A 16741-nucleotide genomic window follows, 5' to 3' on the forward strand; every position below is an offset into this window, starting at 1 on the left:
GTCTGACAGTGTCTAATCCGTTGCCACGCAAGGAAAAGCCAGGCCGCATCCAACCGCAAGCCGCCCGCAAAAGCAGGTCGGCTTTACCTGGGGTGCGCGTGCCATACGCTCGTCGCCAGGGCCGGAGTTTCATCCCGTGCCCCGAGAGGCCCAAGGGCACGCGCAAGGGGCCCCAGGTCAAGCCGACCCCACGCTGGAAGCCCAGCCACCCGAGCTGGAAGTCCAGCCGCCACCCGCTGGAAGCCCAGCCGAATCCGCTGGAAACCCAGCCACACGAGCTGGAAGCCCAGCCCACGCAAGCCGGAAGCCCAGCCCACGAGAGATGGAAGCCCAGCCCAGTGACTCAGCCCAGCGCCTCCCACGCGTCGCTGAACAGCGACGGCCGTCCGAGGTTCCCGGACTTCAACAGCAGCGCCAGCCGCCCGTCGAGCGAAAACGTCCACGGCACACCGGGATCCACCTCCGCACCGACTCGCACGCCGGTGATGCCCAGCGCCCGCACCACAGCCCCGGACGTCTCTCCCCCGGCCACGATCAGCCGCCGCACACCCGACCCGACGAGACCGGTGGCGATCCTGGCCAGCGCGGCCTCCACCAGCTCGGCCGCGCGCTGCGTGCCCAACGCCGACTGCGCGCCGAGCACGTCGGCCGCGGAGTGGATCAACACGGGCTCGTCAAGCCGGTCGGCGGCGAACTTCAGCGCCGCACCAACGACATCCTGCCCTTCGGCGAGCGCGAGAGGATCCACGGCGAAAGCCGGGTGCTGAGCGGCGAACAGCGCGACCTGTTCACGCGTCGCCTCTGAGCAACTGCCCGACAGCACAGCCGCGGGCGCCCGGCTGATCTCCTCCCCCGCGGGTGCGATCACCACGGGACCACGCGAGCGGAACCGCGCCGACGCGAGGCCCCACGCCAAGCCGGAGGCCCCGGTGACGAGTTGGTGATCGCGCGCCGCCTCCCCGAGAACGGTCAGGTGCGACTCGCGCAGAGCGTCCGCGACGGCGTACCGAACACCTTGTCCAGCAAGTCTTTCCAGCTCAGATCGTACGGCATCCGCACCGCGCTCCACGGTCTCGTAGCCGATCAGCGCGACCTCGGACTCGGTCTGCCTGCCGAGCACGCGAACGAGATCGGGATCGGTCATCGGGGTCAGCGGGTGGTTTCGCAGAGACGACTCCGACAGCAACCGGCCGTTGACGAACAGGTGTCCCAAGTAGACAGTCCGGCCGATCGCCGGGGTGGCCGGGCACACCAGGCTGATCGGCGCTCCGAGGTCGAGCTGCAAGGCGTCCGCGACCGGGCCGATGTTGCCGGAATCGGTCGAATCGAAGGTCGAGCAGTACTTGAAGTAGATCTGCTCCGAGCCCAGATCCCGAAGCCGACGCGCCGCAGCGAGCGACGATGCGACCGCCTCCGGCGCAGGCACAGTGCGGATCTTCAGCGCGACCACCACGCAGTCGCAGTCGGAGATCTCCCCTTGCGGCAAGCCGAAGGTCTGCACAACGCGAAGACCCTGCCCCACAAGCGTTCCCGCGATGTCGGTCGCGCCGGTGACATCATCGGCCACCACGCCCAACCACGGCTCGCCCGTCATGCCTTGAAGCCCTTCAGCTGCGCGATCCCGGACTCCGGCGACGACAGCACCGGCACGGTGACGGACTCCGGCGCAAGCCCGCTCACGATGCGCGCCATCGACGCCTGAGCGAGAACGATGACGTCCACCTCCGTGCTCAACCGCCGAAAGGCCGCGGTGACAAGCGCGTCATGGGTCTCGGTGTCCCCAGCCCGCAGCGCGTCGAAAGCGCCTTCGCACAGCACAGCACGGATGTCACGCTCGACGCCCTGCTCCGCAGACGCGCGCCGGACGAGCCGCGTCGTAGGTTCCAAAGTGGACGAGACGGTGGCGAGCACGCCGATGCGCATCCCACTGCGCACCGCGTCGCGACACATCGGCTGATCGATGCGCATCACAGGGATGCCGACGCACCGCTCCGCGGCCTCACCGATCGAAGAACAGGTGACCAGCAGGACATCGGCCTCGCACTCGCGGGCGAAACGCGCATAGGCGGCGAGTTTGTCGTGCACGTGCTGCGGCGGCCCACCATTCGCGATCGTGTCGCGCAGCAGGCTGCCGTCCACGTAGTGCAGCAGCTCGGCGTCGGGAACCTGTTCGGCCGCCAGGCCCGAGAGCACTGGCACCAGACCTGGAACTGTGTACAGCAGGAAGACCTTCACCGCTGCTCCCACGACCGACCATAGGTGTCCACAATGGACGCCAGCTGCTGCAGGCGCGGCACCGATCGGGAACGCAGCAACTCCGCGAGCGAATCCGGATCGGCACCGACCAGGTCACTCCAGATCGCCCGGCCCGCCAGCGTTCCCGAAGCGCCCGCCTGGCACGCCGCGCGCACCGCGGTCGGGAAGTCCGCCCGCTCGACTCCTTGGGACAGCACCACCCACGGCACCGGGATCTCGGCGTTCAGAGCGGCGCACTCCTCGGTGAGCCGGTCGAGTCCGCCCCTGCCCGCCAAGGGAACCTGCGCCTTGTAGAGGCTGGGGCCGACCGCGGCCAGCTCGCGCGCGGCCTCCCTGATCAGGTCGCTTCCCCCCTTGGCCACGCCTTCGAGCACCGAGAGCAGCCCGGCGTCGGCACAGCGCCGGACGAACTTCGCGGACATCTCCACGAGCCTGTCCCGGTCGCTGTCCTCACGCCAGATCACCAGCAGTTTCGCGGCCACTGCACCGGCATTGCGGGCCTGGTGGAGGTCGACGTACTCGTCGAGGTCGGTGTCCTCGACCGGGCCGTCCGAGGGCTGGGTCAGCCGGTCAGCGGCCACGATCAGTCCGCAGTCCGACGGGAGCAGCCCTTCGGCGGCGACCCGGTCGAACCCGAAGTCGCGATCGATGAGGAATCCCGAGGCGTGCCGGCCGACCTCGCTGGCCACCGTCAGCTTGAAGTGGACCAGCCGCTCGTCCTCGGCTCGCCGCCCGGTCGCGGTGGTGACCATCTGCCGCAAGCTTTCCCGTTGGTCCATCGCGACCATCAGGAACCGCCCGCTCGCCCTCGCGAGGCTGTCCAGCGTCGGGGCCATCATCGTCCTCCGATCACATGCAGGAACTCCTTGTACACGGGCACATATGCGCGCTCCAACGCCGGCTCGACCGGCGCTGGTCGGCTCGGCAGCGCCGATGCGCCGATGGCACGCAGCGCGGCTCCCGCGCACACGGCATCCGCCGTCCGAGGAATCCGCACGGGCACCGGCGACAACGCGGTCTTGATCCGCATCCAGACCGGGATGTTCGCCTGACCGCCCAGGAACACCAGTCGATCGAGGCTGACGTTCCCGATGCGCGCGGCTTCGTCGAGCGTCCACCGCGTGTGCAGGCAGGTCCCCTCGATCGCCGCGACGAGAAGATCGCTCGGCCCGTGCCGCTCAGTGACTCCCTTGAACGACAAGCCGGGACTCGCGTCCGGCGCGGGCGCAACACGGCCTCGCAGGTAGGGCTGCACGATGATGCCGGTCGGTACGGAGGCATCCAAACCCGCGCTGCCAACGACAGTGCGCAACCAGTCGATCAACGCGCCGCTGGTGGGCAACCCTCCGACGAGGCAGACATGCCGCCCATCAGCCGAAGGATCGCTGGTGAAGCCGTGCGCCAGAGCCATCTCCGGCGCGACGTCCCCGGGGACGGGCAGAACTACAGCTTCGGCAGTCCCGAGCGACACGCACCCGACACCGGGTTCCCGCGCGCCCGCGGCCCACGCGCCCACAGCGTGATCGTGGCCCGCATTCACCACCGGGATTCCCGCAGGCAAACCCATCGCCGCGGCAGCACGCGAGCTGACTACACCTGCCCCGCCGTCGAAACCGGTCAACGGTGGCATCTGCTCCGGGCGAAGTCCCGCCAGCGCAAGCAGATCCGGCTCGTAGTCCCCGTGTGCAAGGTCGTAGGCGAGCGTGCGCGCCGCCAAGGTCGGGTGTGTGCGCGCCTCCCCGGTCAGCGCCCGAACCACCAGATCCGCCGCTCCAGCCCAGCACGTCATCGCGTCGAGGACACCAGGATCGTTGCGCCTCAACCACAGCCACTTGGCGAGCGGTGACTTGGCCGTTGCCCACCGACCCGTCGTCCGGTAAAGCTCCACCGTGCCGCACTCTCGGTTGATCTGCTCAGCCTCGTTCGCTCCCCGCGGATCCGTCCACGGGATCAGCGAGGTCAGCGGCGCTCCGGCGGCGTCGAGGACGGCTCCGGTCTCCGCCATGCCCGCGACCCCCACGGCGACCGGCGCGCGCCCAGCCTGAACGATGCAGGTGCGCATGCCCTGCGCCACGTCCTCGACCAGCTTGTCCACTGTGGACGGAGTGGGCAGCCGGACAAGACCCGCGCACTCCCCGAGCCCGTCGAACACCCCGATCTTGATGTTGGTGGTACCGACGTCCACCCCGGCCACGAGATCCCCGTCGGAGACCGTCATGGCCTCAGCCTGTCGTCCGAACCCGCGTTTGTCAAACTTCGGACAAACACACGGCGTGGTTGTCACTCTTATGCCATATCGCGCTACTGTGCCGCAGTGCGCTACAACTCCGCCCCCGCCCGCCGGGACGCCATCCTGCGGCGACTGAGCGCGACCGGGTACGCGTCACCGGCCGAACTCGGCGCGGCGCTGTCGGTGTCCGAGCGAACCGTGCGCCGCGATCTGCAGACGCTGGCCGAATCCGGGCGGGTCGACCTGGTGTACGGCGGCGCGGTGCCCAAGCCCGGCGCGCGCCCCGGCCTGTCGTTCCGCGCGCGCTCGCAGATCTGGCCGGAGCGCAAGCGGGCCATCGCCACCAAGGCGATCTCGATGATCGCCCCGGGGGACACGATCGGCATCGACGCCGGGACGACGACGATCGAATTCGCCCACTTGCTGCCCGCCGGGCTCGACGTGACGGCGGTGACGGCCTCGCTTCCGGTGATGACGTCCTTGCGGGACCGAGACGACGTCGCGCTGGTCGGACTCGGCGGCATGTACGACGCGATGACGCAGTCCTTCACCGGTCCGGACACCGTGGTCGCGATGAGCAGGCTGCGCCTGAGCTGCTTCTTCCTCGCCGCGAGCAGCCTCGGCAACGACGGCGCCTACTGCAACGGCTCGCTCGACGCGGAGGTCAAGCGGACGTTCATCGGCATCGCCGACCGGGTCGTGCTCCTGGCGGACTCCTCCAAGTTCGAGGAGTCCGCCCCGGTGCACATCTGTCCCTACGACCGGATCGACACCCTCGTCACCGACGCCCTCCCCGCACCGACGCGGAGCTGGTTCGCCGACTCAGGAACCGGCGTCCACGAGGAGAGCGTCCAGGCGCTCGACTGACTCCTCCCAGCCCGCGGGCCGGTCAGTGCTGATCCAGATCCGCTCGTCGAGCAGGTGCAGCGCCCGATGCGCCGCGAGCCGCCGACGATCCGCCTGCCCATAAGCCGCAACGAGTTCGTCCGCGGCGGCCGGATCGTGGTGCTCCGCGTGCAGCACCGTTCTGGCCAGGTCCGCGATCGGGTCGTCGAACGACGCCTTCTCGAAGTCGATCACGCCGAGCACCCGGGGCTCGCCGACCTCCGCGACGAGGATGTTGCCGTCGATGAAGTCGTTGTGGCAGAGGACGGGACGCGCGTCGAAGGAAAGCTCCAGCCCGCGCACTCGGCGTGCGACAGCAGCAGGACCGCCGACCGCCTCGTACCGTTCGACCAGCTCAGCGCGCCGTGCCGCCATCCGCTCGCGCAGCCGTGACCAGCGAGGGCCTTCGGGCAGCACGTCGCCGAACCACTCGCCTCGCACGCCATGCATCCGGCGCATGATCGTGCCGACCGCGCGGTGCAGATTTCGGCTCTGTGACGGGGAAAGCGCACGGCGGCGGTCGGCCCAGCGCACGCCCGGGACGCGGCTCATGACCACATAGGACACTTCGCCCCACTCCCCCGTGCCGAGCACTCGTGGCACGCGGATCTCGGCCTTGGTGAGCTGCAGCGCGCGCACTTCGACAGCGGCCTTGTGCCGAGCCCACGACGGGTACAGCTTGAGCACGTACTCGTCGCCATCGAGGCCGCGCAGGCCGACCACGTGTCCGACCGCCCCCTGGACGGCCGGCGCCCACGAGTCGACCTCGGCGGAGATCTCCGCCGCCACGACGTCAACGACTTCCTTCCAGGCGCCAGCCTGAACTGCTCGACCTCGCGCGCCAGAGCCTCGCGTACGTCCCGTCGATCTCGATGAGGGACTCATGCGTGCCAGTCTCGGCCACCCGTCCGTCCTCGACAACGACAATGTGCTCCGCGTCGACGACATTGGCCAGCCGGTGCGCGACGAGCAGTACGGTGCTGTGCTCGGCGAGTTGCCGGATGCAGCGACGCAGAAAGCGCTCGTTCTCCGGGTCGAGCGCGGTGGTGGCCTCGTCGAGCAACACGATCGGCGCGCGCTTGAGCAGGGCTCGCGCGATCGACACCCGTTGGCGTTCCCCGCCCGACAGGGCCACCCCGCCCTCGCCGACCTGGGTCTGCATGCCGTTCGGGAGCCGGGCGATGATCTCGTCCACCCCCGCGAGGCGAGCCGCGTCGGCCAGTTCCGCCTCTGTCGCCTTGGGACGGCCAAGCCGGATGTTGGCCTCCAGTGTGTCGTCGAAGAGGTAAACATCTTGGAAGACAAGCGCGAGCTGGCGCGTCAGGTCCTCAGTGCGCAGGTCGCGCACATCGACACCGCCAACCCGCACCGCACCGTGTTGGACGTCCTAGAAGCGGCTGATGAGCCGGTTGACGGTGGGCTTGCCGGAGCCGGACGGTCCGACCAGGGCAGTCACCGAGCCAGGTGCGACGGTGATCGCGAGACCCGCGAGCGCCTCGACGCGGTTGGTCGGCCGGACCCACGCTACGAAGAAGTCCGTGTACTCCTTGGCAGCGCTCTGGAAGGCGGAGTGCGCCTTCCGAGCCCTGCCAAAGGATTTCACCACCGCGATGCCCGAGATGAACTCGACGACGGCGCTGCCCAGCCGCGCGTTGCTCTCGTCGAGCTTGCGTTCGAGCTCCGCCGAGCCGCGCTTCATCCACACGAGGGCGACCACGTAGACCGGAAGCATCGCGATCGCGAGCAGCGCCAGCCGCCAGTCCAGGACCACGAGGTAGGCCAGCGCGCCGAGCGGTGTCACGGCCGCCGTCATCTCGACCGCGTGGTGGGCCACCAGCTGGTGCAGGGCGTCGACATCGCCCATCGCGGTCTTGCGCAACCGCCCGGAGGAGTTGCGCGGGAACCAGCCGAGCGGGACGCGCCCGAGGTGGGCGATCATCCGCCGCCGCAGGTCCGCCTGCAGCCGCACATCGGCCAGGTGCGTGATCGTCAGCGCCGTGCTCATCAAGGTCGCCCGCAGCAGTAGGCCCAGGACGATCAAGACCGCCACCAGCGCCACCCGGCCCCGGTCGACCGGTGTCGCGAGCAGCGCGTCCACCAACTCGACCAGGCCGACGAACGGCGCCAGCCCGGCCAGCGCGCCCAAGGCGCTGAACACGCACGCCAGCCGGATGCGGCCCGCGACAGGACGGCGCACTTCCCTGAGTGCTGAGGTCATGCCGAAGACCCTGGCGCGACTCAGCCGATCGGGTCTTGAACGATTGTTCCCCCGCCGTAGTCGACCGCGTCCCAGGCCCGGTGCAGCGACGCAGGCGTGTACCCGGCCAGTTCCCGCAGGTCACGGGTGAGATGCGACTGGTCGGCATAGCCGTGGCGAGTCGCGACCTCGGCGGGCGGGATCCCGGCCGTGATCGCGTTGATCGCGGCCGACAGGCGCACGATCATCGCCGCGCGCTTGGGCGTCACCCCGGTCTGAGCGGTGAACCGCGACCACAGGCGCCTGCGGCTCCACCCCGTCTCGGCCGCGAGATCACCGATGCGGCGCCGGCCACCGCTGGCCACGAGAGCGTGCCAGACGAAGGCGACCTCAGGATCGGCGGAACGGTTCGCGTGCAGCTCCTGACCGAGCACCGCGCGCAGCGCGTCGAACCGCTCCTTCCACCCGTCCGCGCTCGCGACCGCCGCGCGGAGCCGATGAGCCTTGTCGCCCCACAGGTCCTCGAAGCCGACGACCGTCCCCGCCAGCTCCGCCACCGCCCCGTCCAGCACGGAGCAGGCCGCGAGCGGCGACAGGTGGATGTCCACACAGGACAGTTCCCGGCCGAGCACCCGCTTCGAGCTGACCCCCACCCCGCTGGCGATGCCCGCGGCCACCGGGCGCGCCGGGTCGAGCCACAGCTCGCCGCCGAACACCAGCACGATCGTCAGCCCCGGCTCAGGCAGCACCCGCATGTCCAGACCCCGGCCGGTGTGGTCCTGGTAGCCCACCAGCTCCACGCCGCCGTACCCGGGCCGGTTGCGGGGGATGACGACCTCCCAGCCCACACCGTCCATGCCCCGAAACCAGCCGAACGCGGACCGGTCCTCAGGCAAGACCACCGTTGACGTCGATCACGGCACCGTTGATGTAGGACGCCTCCGCGGACAACAGGAACCCGACCGCCGCCGCGACCTCCCCGGCCCGGCCGAGGCGGCCCTCGGGGATCGTGTCCAGGTAGTGCCCCAGCCGATCCGCCGGAATCGTCCGGGACATCGCCGTCTCGATGACGCCGGGCGCCACCGCGTTGACCCGCACCCCGGACCTGCCGTACGACGACGCGAGCCCCTTCGTCAACGAGATCAACGCACCCTTCGAGGCGCCGTACGCCGGATCGTGGCTACCGATCCGCCCGACCACCGAGGTCACGTTGACGATCGACGCGCCACTCTTCGCGCGGACAGCCCGGTCGATGAGATCGCGCGACAACAGGATCGGCGCGGTGACGTTCACCGCCATGACATCGCTCGCGTAATCGCTCGTCGTCTCCAACAACCCGTTCGCCCGGTACAGCCCCGCCGCGTTGACCAGCGCCGTGGGTCGGCCAAGCCGTGCTTCGACGTCGTCGAACAGGCGGGTGGGTGCGTGCGTTTCGCGGAGATCGACGATGTGGCTTGAGTCCGCTGTGGACGGTGTGAGATCTACTCCGGCGACGAGCCAGCCTCGATCGCGCAGCAGGGTTGCGGTCGCTGCGCCGATTCCGCCTGCTGCGCCGGTTACCACTGCTACTTGATTTGTCATGTCGTGTGATCTTACCGGGAGCGTCGGTACCAGCCTGATGGTCGACAGAAACCGTTGGGAAGCCTGGGGATTAACCCTCCATAGCGATGATCGACTATATTTCGCAAGCTCGGCCCACACCACCATCGACGCCTCGACATCCTGAATCAGAAGCGCTGCGACGTCGCGATGGATCTGGTGGTGGGCAAGGAAACCTGCTCGCCCCACACCACCGTGCGCAACCTCAGGCCGAAGTGCCGTTCTGGGCGTACCCGGTCATCCGGGCGTAGTGCACGGTGCGTCCCAACGGCCAGGCCCGGTGCTGGAAGATGCGCTGCCACACATGGGCGAGCACCGGACCGAACTCGGCGCGCAGGCGGTCCATGCGCGCGGCCATGACGGTGCCGGTGTCGCGCCAGGTCGGCCAGTACGCCTCGGAGAGGTCGGTGAGGCGCAGCCCGGTCAGGCCCGCCGCGCGCAGGGAATCGCGGTAGTGGACGGCTGGGCGGAAGCGCCACGTGAACAAGCCGGCGAAGTCGTGCACGAGCGAGCCGGGGCGGTCGAGGACGGGGTCCATCAACGTCAACGGTGCTCCGGGTTTGAGCAGCGCGGCCATGGCGCGGAAGCCGTCCGCGGAGCGCTCTTCGGGGAAGTGCCCGGCGACCTCGATGGCGGTGACCCCGTCCGCGCGGCCGACGAGATCGGCGGTGCTCGCGGGGTCGAGCACGTCGGCGACGCGAACCTCGACGCGGTCGGCGATGCCGAGGCGTGCGGCGATGCGGCGGGCGATCTCGGCCTGTTCGGGGCTGAGCGTCAGGGTGACCACGCGGGCCGCCGGATGCGCGAGGGCCAACCGGGCGGCGGAGTTTCCTCGGCCGGTCCCGACATCGACGAGCAACGACTGAGGAGGAGCTGCGGTCAAGGCGGGGTCCCAGGCGAGGTCGACGGTGTTGACCTGCGCGGCGGCCAGGCGGGTCGCGGGATCGGGCAGGGCGCGGTGCCCTTCGCCGTAGACGCCGAAACTCAGGCTGAGCCAGGCGTGCCGCATGATCCGGCCCCAGGTGTCGTAGAACTCGACCGGGCCGCCGATCGCCCGGCCCAGCAACGGTTTCGCCATGCTCGTCAGGTAGTGCCGTCGCAGCTCGGCCGGGGAATGCCTGCGGGCGAGATCGGCGTAGTACCCCTCCTCCACCGCGTCACGGGCCTCGACGAACGCGCGAGCGAACGCCATCTGGTCGGCGAGCCGGTCCGGCATGGTGCACCCCCTTGGTCCTGCCTACCAGACCGGACCGCTCGTCTTCTGTACCTACTAGTATGTATGCTCCCTGCCCGAACCCGTCGACCTGGCGAAAGGCGAGCAGCGCATGGACGCGATGCAGTACGAGATCACCCTGCCGGCCGAGTACGACATGAAGATCATCCGCAGGCGCGTGGCGGACAACGGTCATCTCCTGGACGATCGCGCGGGGCTGGGGCTCAAGGCCTACCTCATCCGCGAACGCGGGGTCGACGGCTCACCGGTCAACCAGTACGCGCCCTTCTACCTGTGGAACGACAGCGCGGCGATGGCGCACTTCCTCGTCGGCGGTGGAGGGTTCCAGAACATCATCCGGGACTTCGGCCGTCCCGCGGCGCCGCACTGGACCGGCATCGCCTGCCACGCGGGCCCCGCGCGGACGACCTCCCCCAAGGGCGCCTCCCGCCGTCTCACCCCGTTGCCCGCCGACGCCGAAGTGATCCAGCACGAGATCGAGGAACTGGGCCGCCTCGCCGGGCACGACGACGTGCACACAGCCGCGCTGGCCGTCGACCCGCACCACTGGCAGCTCATGAGGTTCGTGCTGTGGAAGGACATTCCGGCCCCGGAGGTCTCCGGAGCCGAACGGTACGAGGTTCTGCACCTGTCCGCTCCGGGCTTGGACTCCCTGCCGGTCACTTCCCCAGCGCGGTAGTGGCCGAGCAGCCGCGTTCGCCGGGCATCGCTTCCTTGCGGGACAAGTGCCCGGCCGTGACCGCTCCCCGGACGCGCGACCCGATCAGGCACGAGTCGGCCCGCAGTGAGACACCCACGTCCTGCCCCTCGATTCGGACGTCGACGAGGGGCGGGTGGTCGGCGAGCTTGGTCTCGGGGTCGATCCTGGGCTTGGGCATGTCCCTGCCGAGCGCGTCCCGCACCTGGGCCTCGGTCGGCGCCGGCGGCAGGTCGGAGAGCACCTTCCGGAGCGCCTCCTCGGCCCCCTCCGGGATGCGCACGCCGCGCGTGGGCGGTGGCGTCACGGGAGTGGCCTTGTCCGGGCAGGAAACGCGCTCGGGCTCGTCGATGATCCCGTAGAAGTTGAAGTCCATGCTGTAGCAGGCGTTGAGCTCTTCGGTCCGCGAGCCGAACATCACCGGGTCCTTGGCCGGGCGGTGGATGCGGATCACCAGGCGCGCGAACCGCTTCGCCGGGTTCTGGTCGGGAACCGGGATCTCCTGCATCTCGAGCACGGCGAGCTGCGTGCCGTGGCCCTTCCACACCGCCAGCGCCGCGCGCGCGAAGCCCGCTGCCGAGTCCTGCCGGGGATAGCTGATCGCCGTGGCGAGGGTCTTCGCCTGGCGGTCGGTCGCCTCATCGCCCGCCGGAGCGGAACAGGAGGTCAGGAGCACTGCGGCAGCGAGGAGAACGAGACGTGTGTGGGGCACGAGGCACGCTAACCGCGCGGCCCGCCTCCTGCCTTGAGTAGATCTCCCTAATTCGGCTGCTCTTCCGGCAGCGGCGGGATAGCGTGCGCGCGGCCCGGTCGGCGCGTCGAAGGTGGCAAGTGTGAGGGTTCGCATCGTGCACCTGAACGGCGTCGTGTTCGACGCGCTCGCGGCAGGGGATCTCGCAGCGGCGAACGCGGCCAGTCCGGTGCCGCTCTCCGCGTACTTCGCCGGGCCGGACTGGCGGAGCGTGTGGCGCATGCGCAGCGAGCAGGTCGCCGAAGACCCCGCGAGCGCGGACTGGGTCACTGGCGTGATCTGGGACGAGGACAGGGAACTGGCGGTCGGCCGCGCCGGTTACCACGGTCCGCCGGACGCCGCGGGGATGGTGGAGATCGGTTACGCGGTCGATCCCGCCCATCGCAGGCGCGGCTACGCCCGCGCGGCGCTGGAGTTCCTGTTGCGACGGGCCGCCGACGAGCCGGACGTGCGCACGGTCCGCGTCACCATCAGCCCGGACAACGAAGCCTCCTACCGCCTCGCCGCCGGGTACGGCTTCGTCGAGGTCGGAAAGCAGTGGGACGAGGAGGACGGCCTGGAGATCATCTACGAGGTGGCGGGCGAAGGGGTCCGGCCAGGTCTGCACACGACCGAAGAGCTGGTGGGCGAGCCGCCCACCACGCCGGAGGAGACCAGCCGCGCGGCCTCCTCCGGCACCAGGTACCAGTCCGTGACACCGCCTCGCCGCCCCTGCGATCTGCTTCCTTCGCGTCATGCTCCTCCGGCGCCAGGAGCCGACCCGGGTGGGCGGATCGTGCGGGAATCTCCCGTCAAACAGGGAGATTCGAAGCGCGACGCCGGGACAGCCAACTCGTCACCGTGACACCGGCGAGGACGAGCACGATGACCGCGAGCGAGAGCGGTGTGGGAACGTCCGGCACCTCCGGCCAGATCCCGTGCGCCCAGTGCAGCACCAGCTTCACGCCGATGAACGCCAGGATGATCGCGAGCCCGTGGTTGAGGTGGACGAGCTTTGCCAGCGCCGACCGCAGCACGAAGTACAGCGCCCGCAGGCCCAGCAGCGCGAAGGCGTTGGTGGCGAACACCAGGTACGGGTCCTCGGTGATGCCGTACACCGCGGGAACCGAGTCGACGGCGAACACCACGTCCGTCGCGAAGATCGCGACCACGACCACGGCCAGCGGGGTGAGCGCGCGCCGCCCGCCCTCACGGACGACGAGGCGGGTGCCCTGGTAGTCCTCGGTGACCGGCATCAGCCTGCGCAGCAGGCGCACCGAGCGCATCCGCGAGATGTCCTGCTCGGTCTCGTGACCGGCGAGGGCCTGGCGGAGGATCTTGATCGCGGACAGGAACAGGATCAGGCCGAAGACCAGGAACGACCACGTGCCCGCCTGGAGCAGGACGGCTCCGGCGGCGATGAACACGGCGCGCAGCACCAGTGCCCCCGCGATGCCGTAGAGCAGCACCCGCTGCTGCACGGCCGCGGGGACGGCGAAGGCGGCCAGCAGGAGCATGAACACGAACAGGTTGTCCACCGACAGGGACTTCTCGACCATGAAGCCGGTGATGAACTCCACCGCCTGGGTACCGCCGAAGGCCGACCACAGCCAGAGGCCGAACACCAGCGGCAGGGCGAGGTAGAACACCGACCAGCCGACTGCTTCGCGCAGGGACACCTCGTGCGGGCGGCGGGTGACCGCGAAGTCGGCGATCAGCAGGCCCAGCAGGACGGTGATGCTGACGGCCCACAGCCACCAGGAACCGATCGAACCCGGTGGAGCGGCGGCGGCATCTGCGGCGATGACGATGGGAGCGGGCACACGTCCTCCTCGAACGTTTCAGCGTTCGAGGTCTCCTTCACCCGGCGCGGGCGGCCTCCCGGGGACACCATCCGGGTGTCCGTACTGACCGGGCAGACCCAACGGAAGTACTCCCCTCGCGGGAGAGCGTAACCACTGCCGGGACGAAACGGACAATCGCCCCACCACTTCCGCCTGGCCGAGGCAGTCGCACGCAAACAGTACGCTCATACTGTGATTCATCATGTGCAGGTGAGCTGCCCGGCGGGCACCGAGGAGCAGATCCGGCGGTTCTACGGCGGAACGCTGGGCTGGGCGGAGCTGCCCAAACCACCCGTGCTCGCCGCGCGCGGCGGCCGCTGGTTCCGCGTGCCGGGCGTCGGCGGGCCGGACGGCGAGCTGCACGTCGGCGTGGAGGCGGACTTCCGGCCCGCGCGCAAGGCCCATCCGGCGTTCGTGGTCGACGTCGACGCGGTGGCCGAGGCGTTGACCCGGGCCGGCCACCCCGTGCGGTGGGCCGATCCCGCGGAGATCCCAGGGCGGCGGCGTTTCCACACGGTCGATGCCGTGGGCAACCGGCTGGAGTTCCTCGCGGACACCCCGCTTCCCTTGTGACACGGGCAAAATCCGTCGGAGCCGCGGCCACGATCGCGAGATGACCGGCTTTTCCCGCAGCGGCCGACCGCGTCCGCGACGCCGGCCTGTCGTCGCGCGACCGGTTACCGGCCTTGCGGGAAAGCGTGTTGTGCTTCGCGCGGTACGGATTCCGCGCTCGCCAGATCAGGCGGGCTTCCTCCAGTTCGTCCACTGCCCGCACGAGCGCGGAACGAGGACCACGCGGCACGCCGCCGCCAGGAGAGGGCAGCAGGCAACCGGACGCCGCGCCGGGCCGATCACTGGCACGGCTGGGCCGGACTGGTCGCCTACTGCCCCTGCGCCGACCTGTCGACGGTCCGCCGGCATGAGGGCGCCCACGGCCTACCACTGGCGCGAGGTCTAACCGCGCGGGCTCACAAACGGCAACTGATCTCCATGCCGTCCTCGACCGGGAACGTGACGCTCTCGTAGCCGTTGCGCGGATCGCGGACGTAGTCGAGGTAGGGCCGGAGCGCGGGCAGATCCACGTCGTCCGCCACGACCAGGGTGCCCGGGGCGAGCCGCGGTTCCAGGAGCCGCAGCACCGGCAGGCACAGGTCCTTCCAGCCGTCGAGGAGGACGAAGTCCACCGGCTCCTCGCCGAGCAGGGTTTCCCTCGCGTCGCCGAGCAGAACGGTGATCAGGTCGTCCAGTCCGGCCTCGGCGAAGGTCTCCCTGGCGGAGGCCGCCTTGGCCTCGTTCAACTCCGTCGTGATCACGTGACCCGCGCCGTTGTCGCGGACCGCCGCGGCCAGGTGCAGCGCGGAGATCCCGAACGAGGTCCCGAACTCGACCACGCGCGCCGGGCGCACGGCGCGGACCAGGGTGTAGAGCAGTCGCCCGCCCGCGGCCGAGACCGGCATGACGACCTCCGCCGCGAGATCGGCCTGCTCCTGCGGCGTCGCCGAGGTGAAGCTGTCGGTCCAGGACGCCTGCAGGCGCTCGTCGTCGCGGTCGGCGCGGGCGAACAAGCGGTCGAGGGCGCCGCTGACCCGGGGGTCTTCAAGGGTGCTGGTGGCTGTCATGTCGCCTAGGCTAGACGCAACGTCTCGTCTAGTCTAGGTGCGGTGGCCCTAGGCTGGGCGGAGGAGGTGGAGATGGGAGCGGACGCGACGCGGCGTCATCACGGCAACCGCCACGGCAGGAGCGAGCAGGCCCGGCTCGCGGTGCTGGAGGCCGCCGACGACCTGCTGGTGGAGAAGGGGTTCGCGGGGGTCACCATCGAGGCGATCGCGGCCGGCGCCGGGGTGGCCAAGCAGACCATCTACCGCTGGTGGAGCACGAAGACCGACATCCTGCTCGACGCCTTCCTGCAGGACGCCGCCGAGGACCTGCCCGTTCCGGACCACGGCGACGTCGGCCGCGATCTCCGCGGCTACCTGCGGCACCTGGCGTACTTCCTCACCCGCAGCGACGCGGGCGCCGTGCTCCGGGCCCTGCTCGGGCACGCCCAGCACGACTCCGCGTTCGCCGCGGTGCTGCGGGCGCGGTTCCTCGACGAGCAGCACGACCGCGACCGGCTGGCGATCGAGCGCGCCGTGCGGCGTGGCCAACTCCCCGCCGATGTCGACATCGCCGCCGAGGTCGATCAGCTCGTCGGGCCGATCTACTACCGCGCGCTGGTCACCGCGAGCGCGATCGACGAGGACTTCACCGATCGGCTCGTGGACGCCTTCCTCCGCCGCGTCGGCCTCACGACCAACGGCGATCGCCCCTCCGGCGTCAACGGGCGGGCCGAGCTCTCCTAGGCGGGGTTCGGTGCGGCGCCGAGGCGGCGGATGACGTCGGCTTCAGCCTCGTCGGAGGGGTCGGCGGGGGCGTACTCGGTGATCGCGGCGCCGACGAGGTTGTCCAGGCGGGACACCAGATCGATCAGGCGCTGCGACGACACGCCCTCCGGCTCCGGGTAGCACATCGCGTCGAACTCGTCGGTGTCCAGCACATCCAGGTGGATGTGCGCGTACACGGGACCGGTGAGGCCGGTCAACGCCTCCTCGAAGTCGTCGACGCCGTGGGAGCGCATCCCCGTCTTCTCCAGGAAGTCCAGCTCCGAGGCGTCCCCGGCCCGCGTCCGGTGAAGATCACCTGCTCCGGGTTCAGCGGCTGCTCGGGGACGAGCGCGGCGTGGCCGTCGCCGAGCAGCGTGCGCAGCACCATCCCGTGGAAAGCGCCGGACGGGAGGGTCTGCGGCGTGTAGAGATCCGGGTGCGCGTCGATCCACAACACGGTCAGCTGATCGCCGTAGCGAGCGCGCGCCGCCGCGACCGGCGACAGGTCGACGCCGCAGTCGCCGCCGACGGTGATCACGAGATCGTCCGTGCCCGCCAAGGCTTTCCGGACCAGGCGCGCGTTCTCCTCGATGACGTCGAACGAGCGGACACCGGCGTCCCGCTCCCCCGCCGAGGAGCGTTGGCGGAGGCCGATCCCTGCCACTGCGGAACACGGAGCACAGTCGTCATCGCAGCAGCAGAAGGC

20 protein-coding genes are annotated in these 16741 nt (G+C 70.1%); 5 read left to right on the forward strand and 15 right to left on the reverse strand.

Going from position 1 to position 16741, the window contains the following annotated elements; all coding sequences use genetic code 11:
- Positions 1-343: 343 nt before the first annotated feature.
- Genes otnK through BLT28_RS10685 form a run of 4 tightly spaced genes read right to left on the reverse strand, consistent with a single transcriptional unit; the run spans position 344 to position 4474 of the window.
- Positions 344-1594, reverse strand: a complete 1251-nt coding sequence (gene otnK, locus BLT28_RS10670; protein ID WP_030432762.1) for a 3-oxo-tetronate kinase — start codon at positions 1592-1594, stop codon at positions 344-346.
- Complete coding sequence (locus BLT28_RS10675) at positions 1591-2235, reverse strand: aspartate/glutamate racemase family protein (protein WP_043813645.1); 645 nt, start codon at positions 2233-2235, stop codon at positions 1591-1593. The genes otnK and BLT28_RS10675 overlap by 4 nt, the downstream gene beginning before the upstream one ends.
- Positions 2232-3095 (reverse strand): hypothetical protein, encoded by an 864-nt coding sequence (locus BLT28_RS10680; RefSeq protein ID WP_030432760.1) that lies wholly within the window; start codon positions 3093-3095, stop codon positions 2232-2234. The genes BLT28_RS10675 and BLT28_RS10680 overlap by 4 nt, the downstream gene beginning before the upstream one ends.
- Positions 3092-4474 carry an FGGY-family carbohydrate kinase gene (locus BLT28_RS10685; protein WP_052408033.1) on the reverse strand — a complete coding sequence of 461 codons (1383 nt, stop codon included), beginning with the start codon at positions 4472-4474 and terminating at the stop codon, positions 3092-3094. Before BLT28_RS10685 ends, BLT28_RS10680 begins: the two co-directional genes overlap by 4 nt.
- A 96-nt stretch (positions 4475-4570) precedes the next feature.
- Here BLT28_RS10685 and BLT28_RS10690 point away from each other — a divergent pair, with 96 nt between their 5' ends.
- Complete coding sequence (locus tag BLT28_RS10690) at positions 4571-5353, forward strand: DeoR/GlpR family DNA-binding transcription regulator (RefSeq protein ID WP_052408032.1); 783 nt, start codon at positions 4571-4573, stop codon at positions 5351-5353.
- Here BLT28_RS10690 and BLT28_RS10695 read toward each other — a convergent pair.
- Genes BLT28_RS10695 through BLT28_RS10715 form a run of 6 tightly spaced genes read right to left on the reverse strand, consistent with a single transcriptional unit; the run spans position 5309 to position 10383 of the window.
- Positions 5309-6160 (reverse strand): phosphotransferase family protein, encoded by an 852-nt coding sequence (locus BLT28_RS10695; protein ID WP_030432757.1) that lies wholly within the window; start codon positions 6158-6160, stop codon positions 5309-5311. The genes BLT28_RS10690 and BLT28_RS10695 overlap by 45 nt on opposite strands.
- Before the next feature lie 4 nt (positions 6161-6164).
- Positions 6165-6740 (reverse strand): ATP-binding cassette domain-containing protein, encoded by a 576-nt coding sequence (locus tag BLT28_RS41845; RefSeq protein ID WP_269459645.1) that lies wholly within the window; start codon positions 6738-6740, stop codon positions 6165-6167.
- 18 nt (positions 6741-6758) lie between these two features.
- The gene (locus tag BLT28_RS41850; RefSeq protein ID WP_231950731.1) at positions 6759-7589 is read right to left on the reverse strand and encodes an ABC transporter transmembrane domain-containing protein; all 831 of its coding nucleotides are present in this window, start codon (positions 7587-7589) and stop codon (positions 6759-6761) included.
- Positions 7590-7609: 20 nt separating this feature from the next.
- Entirely contained in the window at positions 7610-8425 is an 816-nt protein-coding gene (locus BLT28_RS10705) for a helix-turn-helix domain-containing protein (protein ID WP_043813643.1), read from the reverse strand.
- A gap of 31 nt (positions 8426-8456) precedes the next feature.
- Positions 8457-9356 carry an SDR family NAD(P)-dependent oxidoreductase gene (locus tag BLT28_RS10710; protein WP_081900722.1) on the reverse strand — a complete coding sequence of 300 codons (900 nt, stop codon included), beginning with the start codon at positions 9354-9356 and terminating at the stop codon, positions 8457-8459.
- 16 nt (positions 9357-9372) lie between these two features.
- Entirely contained in the window at positions 9373-10383 is a 1011-nt protein-coding gene (locus tag BLT28_RS10715) for an SAM-dependent methyltransferase (protein ID WP_030432754.1), read from the reverse strand.
- Positions 10384-10492: 109 nt separating this feature from the next.
- Here BLT28_RS10715 and BLT28_RS10720 point away from each other — a divergent pair, with 109 nt between their 5' ends.
- Positions 10493-11080 (forward strand): DUF4865 family protein, encoded by a 588-nt coding sequence (locus tag BLT28_RS10720; protein ID WP_030432753.1) that lies wholly within the window; start codon positions 10493-10495, stop codon positions 11078-11080.
- On the opposite strand, the gene BLT28_RS10725 is transcribed toward BLT28_RS10720, so the two are convergent.
- Positions 11061-11774 carry a hypothetical protein gene (locus tag BLT28_RS10725; protein WP_030432752.1) on the reverse strand — a complete coding sequence of 238 codons (714 nt, stop codon included), beginning with the start codon at positions 11772-11774 and terminating at the stop codon, positions 11061-11063. The genes BLT28_RS10720 and BLT28_RS10725 overlap by 20 nt on opposite strands.
- Positions 11775-11931: 157 nt before the next feature.
- Here BLT28_RS10725 and BLT28_RS41855 point away from each other — a divergent pair, with 157 nt between their 5' ends.
- The gene (locus BLT28_RS41855) at positions 11932-12693 is read left to right on the forward strand and encodes a GNAT family N-acetyltransferase (protein ID WP_231950733.1); all 762 of its coding nucleotides are present in this window, start codon (positions 11932-11934) and stop codon (positions 12691-12693) included.
- Here BLT28_RS41855 and BLT28_RS10735 read toward each other — a convergent pair.
- Positions 12641-13651, reverse strand: a complete 1011-nt coding sequence (locus BLT28_RS10735; protein ID WP_231950735.1) for a TerC/Alx family metal homeostasis membrane protein — start codon at positions 13649-13651, stop codon at positions 12641-12643. The genes BLT28_RS41855 and BLT28_RS10735 overlap by 53 nt on opposite strands.
- A gap of 231 nt (positions 13652-13882) precedes the next feature.
- Between BLT28_RS10735 and BLT28_RS10740 the strand changes: the two genes are divergently transcribed.
- A complete protein-coding gene (locus BLT28_RS10740) occupies positions 13883-14245 on the forward strand; it encodes a VOC family protein (protein WP_231950737.1) in 363 nt (120 codons plus the stop codon).
- A 395-nt stretch (positions 14246-14640) separates the two neighbouring features.
- Here the strand turns inward: BLT28_RS10740 and BLT28_RS10745 are convergent, their stop codons facing one another.
- Positions 14641-15291: an O-methyltransferase gene (locus tag BLT28_RS10745; protein WP_030432748.1), complete on the reverse strand. Its 651-nt coding sequence runs from the start codon at positions 15289-15291 to the stop codon at positions 14641-14643.
- A gap of 42 nt (positions 15292-15333) precedes the next feature.
- On the opposite strand from BLT28_RS10745, the gene BLT28_RS10750 reads away from it, so the two are divergent.
- On the forward strand, positions 15334-16014 hold the full coding sequence (locus BLT28_RS10750; RefSeq protein ID WP_231950739.1) for a TetR/AcrR family transcriptional regulator: 681 nt from the start codon (positions 15334-15336) through the stop codon (positions 16012-16014).
- Here BLT28_RS10750 and BLT28_RS42495 read toward each other — a convergent pair.
- Both BLT28_RS42495 and BLT28_RS42500 read right to left on the reverse strand, forming a co-directional pair.
- On the reverse strand, positions 16011-16289 hold the full coding sequence (locus BLT28_RS42495) for an arginase family protein (protein ID WP_197684011.1): 279 nt from the start codon (positions 16287-16289) through the stop codon (positions 16011-16013). The genes BLT28_RS10750 and BLT28_RS42495 overlap by 4 nt on opposite strands.
- Positions 16250-16699: an arginase family protein gene (locus BLT28_RS42500; protein WP_197684012.1), complete on the reverse strand. Its 450-nt coding sequence runs from the start codon at positions 16697-16699 to the stop codon at positions 16250-16252. Before BLT28_RS42500 ends, BLT28_RS42495 begins: the two co-directional genes overlap by 40 nt.
- Between the last annotated feature and the right edge of the window lie 42 nt (positions 16700-16741).

The organism is Allokutzneria albata (assembly GCF_900103775.1).
Taxonomy (GTDB): Bacteria; Actinomycetota; Actinomycetes; order Mycobacteriales; family Pseudonocardiaceae; genus Allokutzneria; species Allokutzneria albata.

Bases quoted from the DNA above. Each gene is read 5' to 3' on its own strand.
- BLT28_RS10705 (WP_043813643.1), bottom strand. From the start codon at position 8,425: ATGGACGGTGTGGGCTGGGAGGTCGTCATCCCCCGCAACCGGCCCGGG.
- BLT28_RS10720 (WP_030432753.1), top strand. From the start codon at position 10,493: ATGGACGCGATGCAGTACGAGATCACCCTGCCGGCCGAGTACGACATG.
- BLT28_RS41850 (WP_231950731.1), bottom strand. From the start codon at position 7,589: ATGACCTCAGCACTCAGGGAAGTGCGCCGTCCTGTCGCGGGCCGCATC.
- BLT28_RS10680 (WP_030432760.1), bottom strand. From the start codon at position 3,095: ATGATGGCCCCGACGCTGGACAGCCTCGCGAGGGCGAGCGGGCGGTTC.
- otnK (WP_030432762.1), bottom strand. From the start codon at position 1,594: ATGACGGGCGAGCCGTGGTTGGGCGTGGTGGCCGATGATGTCACCGGC.
- BLT28_RS42495 (WP_197684011.1), bottom strand. From the start codon at position 16,289: ATGCGCTCCCACGGCGTCGACGACTTCGAGGAGGCGTTGACCGGCCTC.
- BLT28_RS10715 (WP_030432754.1), bottom strand. From the start codon at position 10,383: ATGCCGGACCGGCTCGCCGACCAGATGGCGTTCGCTCGCGCGTTCGTC.
- BLT28_RS10745 (WP_030432748.1), bottom strand. From the start codon at position 15,291: ATGACAGCCACCAGCACCCTTGAAGACCCCCGGGTCAGCGGCGCCCTC.
- BLT28_RS10685 (WP_052408033.1), bottom strand. From the start codon at position 4,474: ATGACGGTCTCCGACGGGGATCTCGTGGCCGGGGTGGACGTCGGTACC.